This window comes from Carboxydothermus pertinax, assembly GCF_001950255.1.
Lineage (GTDB): Bacteria > Bacillota > Z-2901 > Carboxydothermales > Carboxydothermaceae > Carboxydothermus > Carboxydothermus pertinax.
The window spans coordinates 1-217 of sequence record NZ_BDJK01000088.1 but is presented as its reverse complement, the minus strand read 5'-3'; the positions used below and the strand labels follow the sequence as shown (position 1 = coordinate 217).

Genomic DNA, 217 nt, shown 5'->3' with positions numbered 1-217 from the left:
GCCTACAAGCAGTCGGAGTCCGTTAGAGGGATGACGGCGTACTTTTTGTAGAACGGGCCGGCGAGTTGCTGTACGTAGCGAGGTTAAGGCGGTAAGCCGGAGCCGAAGCGAAAGCGAGTCTTAAAAGGGCGGAAGTTACGTGCAGCAGACCCGAAACCGGGTGATCTACCCATGGCCAGGGTGAAAGCTGGGTAAGACCAGTTGGAGGCCCGAACCG

1 rRNA gene is annotated in these 217 nt (G+C 58.1%); it reads left to right on the top strand.

Annotated features, from left to right (window positions below):
* Nucleotides 1-217 (top strand): 23S ribosomal RNA (locus cpu_RS13140); the annotation flags it as partial.